5 protein-coding genes and 1 pseudogene are annotated in these 3,742 nt (G+C 68.2%); 2 read left to right on the plus strand and 4 right to left on the minus strand.

Annotation, left to right across the window (positions count from 1 at the left end; genetic code table 11):
* Together VFG33_RS20420 and VFG33_RS20425 are read right to left on the minus strand one after the other, a co-directional pair.
* Positions 1 to 304 (minus strand): annotated as a pseudogene (locus VFG33_RS20420) (ISL3 family transposase); the annotation flags it as partial.
* 175 nt (positions 305 to 479) lie between these two features.
* The gene (locus VFG33_RS20425) at positions 480 to 848 is read right to left on the minus strand and encodes a VOC family protein (RefSeq protein WP_325054508.1); all 369 of its coding nucleotides are present in this window, start codon (positions 846 to 848) and stop codon (positions 480 to 482) included.
* Positions 849 to 910: 62 nt separating this feature from the next.
* On the opposite strand from VFG33_RS20425, the gene VFG33_RS20430 reads away from it, so the two are divergent.
* Positions 911 to 1,363 carry a MarR family winged helix-turn-helix transcriptional regulator gene (locus VFG33_RS20430; RefSeq protein ID WP_325054509.1) on the plus strand — a complete coding sequence of 151 codons (453 nt, stop codon included), beginning with the start codon at positions 911 to 913 and terminating at the stop codon, positions 1,361 to 1,363.
* 150 nt (positions 1,364 to 1,513) lie between these two features.
* Here VFG33_RS20430 and VFG33_RS20435 read toward each other — a convergent pair whose 3' ends face one another.
* A complete protein-coding gene (locus VFG33_RS20435) occupies positions 1,514 to 2,461 on the minus strand; it encodes an electron transfer flavoprotein subunit alpha/FixB family protein (RefSeq protein WP_325054510.1) in 948 nt (315 codons plus the stop codon).
* 14 nt (positions 2,462 to 2,475) lie between these two features.
* Positions 2,476 to 3,258, minus strand: coding sequence for an electron transfer flavoprotein subunit beta/FixA family protein (locus VFG33_RS20440; protein ID WP_325054511.1), 783 nt, complete (start codon positions 3,256 to 3,258; stop codon positions 2,476 to 2,478).
* A 116-nt stretch (positions 3,259 to 3,374) separates the two neighbouring features.
* Between VFG33_RS20440 and VFG33_RS20445 the strand changes: the two genes are divergently transcribed.
* Positions 3,375 to 3,742 (plus strand): class I SAM-dependent methyltransferase (locus tag VFG33_RS20445; protein WP_325054512.1); only part of this gene is annotated, 368 nt, incomplete at its 3' end.

The following is a 3,742-nucleotide window of genomic DNA, read 5'->3' on the forward strand; positions in this document are numbered from 1 at the left end:
GACGTACTGGTCGCCGCGGCGGGTATGTCGCCACACGTGCTCGTCGATCCCGATCACGTGGACGCCGTCGAAGCGATGCTCGTCGTTACTCAGGACCTACTTGCCCTCGGCCAGGATCGCGTCGTTGGCGGTGTTCCACGAAACCGCGAGGCCGTCGGCGATCCGGGCCACGGTCAGGTGCTGGACCACGATCGCCTCCAGCGGCCCACCGCAGCCCTCGGCGCGAGAGCTTCCGTGGCTCGGCGGCACGGCTGGTGTCCTGGCGCCACACGTGCCCGCAGACGCCGCACCGATAACGGCGGATCGATCAGGGCGAAACGCCGTCCACCACCCCTAGCGCATCGTGACCACCAGCGTCGCGGGACGCCACCCGAACAGCTCATGAGCAAGGCGCCTGGTAGACAAACGTCGCCCGGATTCTCGAGCCTTCGGCGCAACCGCGGTCTTCGGGTCCGGTGATCGTCGGTGGCGTTGGCCTATCAGGCGCGGTCGTGGAGAGTGAGCTGGTAGCCGTCGGGGTCGGCGAAGGTGAATGTCCGACCGAAGGGGCCGTCGATCGGCGGGGAGACGATGGTGTGACCGTCGGCGACGAGAGCATCGTGAATGGCCTGGACGTCTGTGGCGTGGAGCCAGATCGCGGCACCGATGCCGGGCTGAGCAACGGATGCGAGATCGGTGCCGGGAACGACGTCGCGGAGTGCGAACGCGATCGGCTTGGTCTCGAAGACGACGGCGTGCGGAGGTCCGGCCGGCGAGCGGACGAGGCCGAGGTACTGCTCGTAGAACGCCTGTGAAGCGGCGAGGTCGCGCGCTTGGAGCGAGATGAAGTCGGGGCCGGTAGCGGGCATGATGATGCTCCTTCTTTCGTGTCAGTCTTCTGACACGAAAGAAGCTATGTCAGAATACTGACATGAGTCAAGACGGTGTCGACCTGCAGACCTCACTGGGCTACCTGCTGAAAGAGGCGTCGAGCGCCCTCCGCGCAGCCATGGAGGAGGTGCTGCGGCCGCTCGGGATGACCGTGACGCACTACTCCTGCCTCGAACTGCTGGCCCAGCGACCGGGCCTGTCGAACTCCGAGCTCGCGCGGGGCGCGTTCGTGACCCGACAGTCGATGAACGTGCTGCTCCAGGCCCTGGAACGAGAGGGCCACGTGACCAGGCCTGCGGAGGCACCCGTCGGGAAGGTTCTTCCCACCCGGCTCACGCCTCGCGGCCGACGGAGGCTCGAGAAGGCCACCGTAGCGGTCCGGTCTGTCGAGGTCAGAATGCTGGCCGGCCTGACCGAGACCGAGCAGTCAGGCGCGTTCCGGAGCCTGCAGAGCATGATCCACTCCCTGCGCGATGGCAACGACGGTGCATAGCTCGCGCCGGGCGGCGCGCACGTCGGGGTGCAGGCGCGGGCGCGACAGGTGGGATGCCTGGGGTCAGGCTGATGGAAAGGGGGCGGCCCGGGCCCTGCCGGGGGGATGGCAGGGGCCGGGCCGTGAGGGGGGTGGAGTGGGGGCTGCGGGTTAGGACTTGCGGTTGAGGACGTCTTGGGTGGCGGCGGGGAGGACCTTGTGGAGGTCGCCTACGACGCCGAAGTCGACAAGTTCGAAGATGGGGGCTTCTTCATCCTTGTTGATGGCGACGATGGTCTTCGAGGTTTGCATGCCGGCTCGGTGCTGGATCGCGCCGGAGATGCCGGCGGCGACGTACAGCTGGGGGGAGACGGTCTTGCCGGTCTGGCCCACCTGGTAGGCGTGCGGGTACCAGCCTGAGTCGACGGCGGCGCGGGAGGCGCCTACTGCCGCGCCGAGGGAGTCGGCGAAGGCTTCGACGGGGCTGAAGTCGCCGCCGGTGCCGCGGCCGCCGGAGACGATGATGGCGGCTTCGGTGAGCTCCGGACGGCCGGTGGCCTCGCGGGGCTTGGAGTCGGTGATGCGGGCGGTCTTGGCGGCGTCGGAGATGGAGACGTCGAACTCCTCCACCTCGGGCGTGGTCTCGGCTGCCTCGGGGGTGGCCGCGTTCGGCTTGACCGTGATGATCGCGGTGCCGTGGGTGACCTTCGCCTGGACCGTGTAGTTGCCGGCGAACACGGACTGCGTGGTGACCGGACCCGCCTGGACGTCGACGGCATCGGTGATCAGGCCCGAGTCGAGCTTGACCGCGAGGCGGGCGGCGATCTCCTTGCCCTCGGCGCTGGAGGAGATCAGGATCACGGACGGCTCGAGCTTGGCCGCGACCTGCTGCAGTGCCTCGGCCTTGGGGGCCACCAGGTACTGCGAGAGCTCAGGGTTGGTGAGTGCGATCACCTTGGTCGCGCCGTACTGGCCGAGGGCCGGCAGGGCGTCCTGCACACCGTCGCCGATGTAGACCGCGACGGGCTCGCCGAGGCGGCGGGCGATGGTGAGGAGCTCCGCGGTGGTCTTGCGGACCGTGCCACCGGTGTGGTCAACGAGAACGAGAACGTTCGACATGCTCTGGTCGCCCCTCAGAGGAACTTGTTGGTGGACAGGAACTCGACGAGCTGGGTAGCGCCGCTACCGTCCTCGTCGGTGACGATGGTGCCGGCGGAACGTGGCGGCCGGGCGGTCACTTCGGTGACCTCGGTCCACGCGGCCGCTCCGCCGACGGAATCGGCGGGGATCTCCAGGTCGGCCAGCGACCAGGTCTCGACCGGCTTCTTCTTCGCGGCCATGATCCCCTTGAACGACGGGTAGCGCGGCTCACCGGACTGGTCCGACACCGAAAGGACGAGCGGCAGCGTGCCCTCGATGGTCTCGCTGGCGGTGTCACCATCGCGGCGGATCGTCACGGTGTTGCCGTCGACGGTCACCGACGAGCCGAGCGTGACGCCCGGCAGGCCCAGCCGCTCGGACACCATCGCGGGCACGACACCCATCGAACCGTCGGTCGAGGCCATCCCGAACACGACCAGGTCCGCCTCGAGCCTGCCCAGCGCCTTGGCCAGGATCAGCGAGGTGGCCACGGCGTCGGAGCCGTGGATCCCGTCGTCGTTCACGTGGACGCCGGCGTCGGCGCCCATCTGGAGGCCCTTCTTGATGGCGTCCGCGGCCTGCTCCGGGCCGACCGTCAACACCGTCACTTCGGCATCACCGGCCTCTTTCACAGTGAGCGCGGTCTCGACGGCATACTCGTCCAGCTCGGACAGCAGCCCGTCGACACCGGCGCGGTCCACCGTGTTGTCCTCGGAGCGGAAGCGGCGGTCCGCGGTGGCATCCGGCACGAACTTCGCGCAGACGACGATCTTCATAGCGTGTGGGACCCCTTCTGGTTAACGGTCTCTCCCAGCCTGCCACGGATGTTACTCGCGAGAAACATAAGTCGCGTGCGAGTCCCATCACAGTCAGGCACCTCTAGTCTGACCAGGTGACCGAGACGTTACCGCTCACCGGCGAGAGAACAGCCCCCGGGATCTGGCACGAGAACTACTGGTTCGCGCGCCACGAGGCCGCCTATCGCTGGATCACCGCTCAGTGGCGCCCCGATCCGGCGCGGACCGGCCGCGTCCTCGACGCCGGCTGCGGCGAGGGGTACGGCGCGGAGTTGCTCCGCCGGGCCGGGGCGGACTCCGTTCTCGGTCTCGACTATGAAGGTACGACGCTCCGTCACGTCGCCAAGGCTTATCCACAGATCAATCTCGTCCAGGGCAACCTGGTCCAGACCGGGTTCGCCGACGGCACCTTCGACCTGGTCGTGTCGCTGCAGACGATCGAGCACCTCTGGGAGCAACCGCG

Origin of the sequence: Kribbella sp., assembly GCF_035687465.1 — a bacterium.
Lineage (GTDB): Bacteria > Actinomycetota > Actinomycetes > Propionibacteriales > Kribbellaceae > Kribbella.

What these genes read in the sequence shown, in the direction of transcription:
- VFG33_RS20425 (WP_325054508.1), bottom strand. Translation starts at nt 848, where the DNA reads ATGCCCGCTACCGGCCCCGACTTCATCTCGCTCCAAGCGCGCGACCTC.
- VFG33_RS20430 (WP_325054509.1), top strand. Translation starts at nt 911, where the DNA reads ATGAGTCAAGACGGTGTCGACCTGCAGACCTCACTGGGCTACCTGCTG.
- VFG33_RS20435 (WP_325054510.1), bottom strand. Translation starts at nt 2,461, where the DNA reads ATGTCGAACGTTCTCGTTCTCGTTGACCACACCGGTGGCACGGTCCGC.
- VFG33_RS20440 (WP_325054511.1), bottom strand. Translation starts at nt 3,258, where the DNA reads ATGAAGATCGTCGTCTGCGCGAAGTTCGTGCCGGATGCCACCGCGGAC.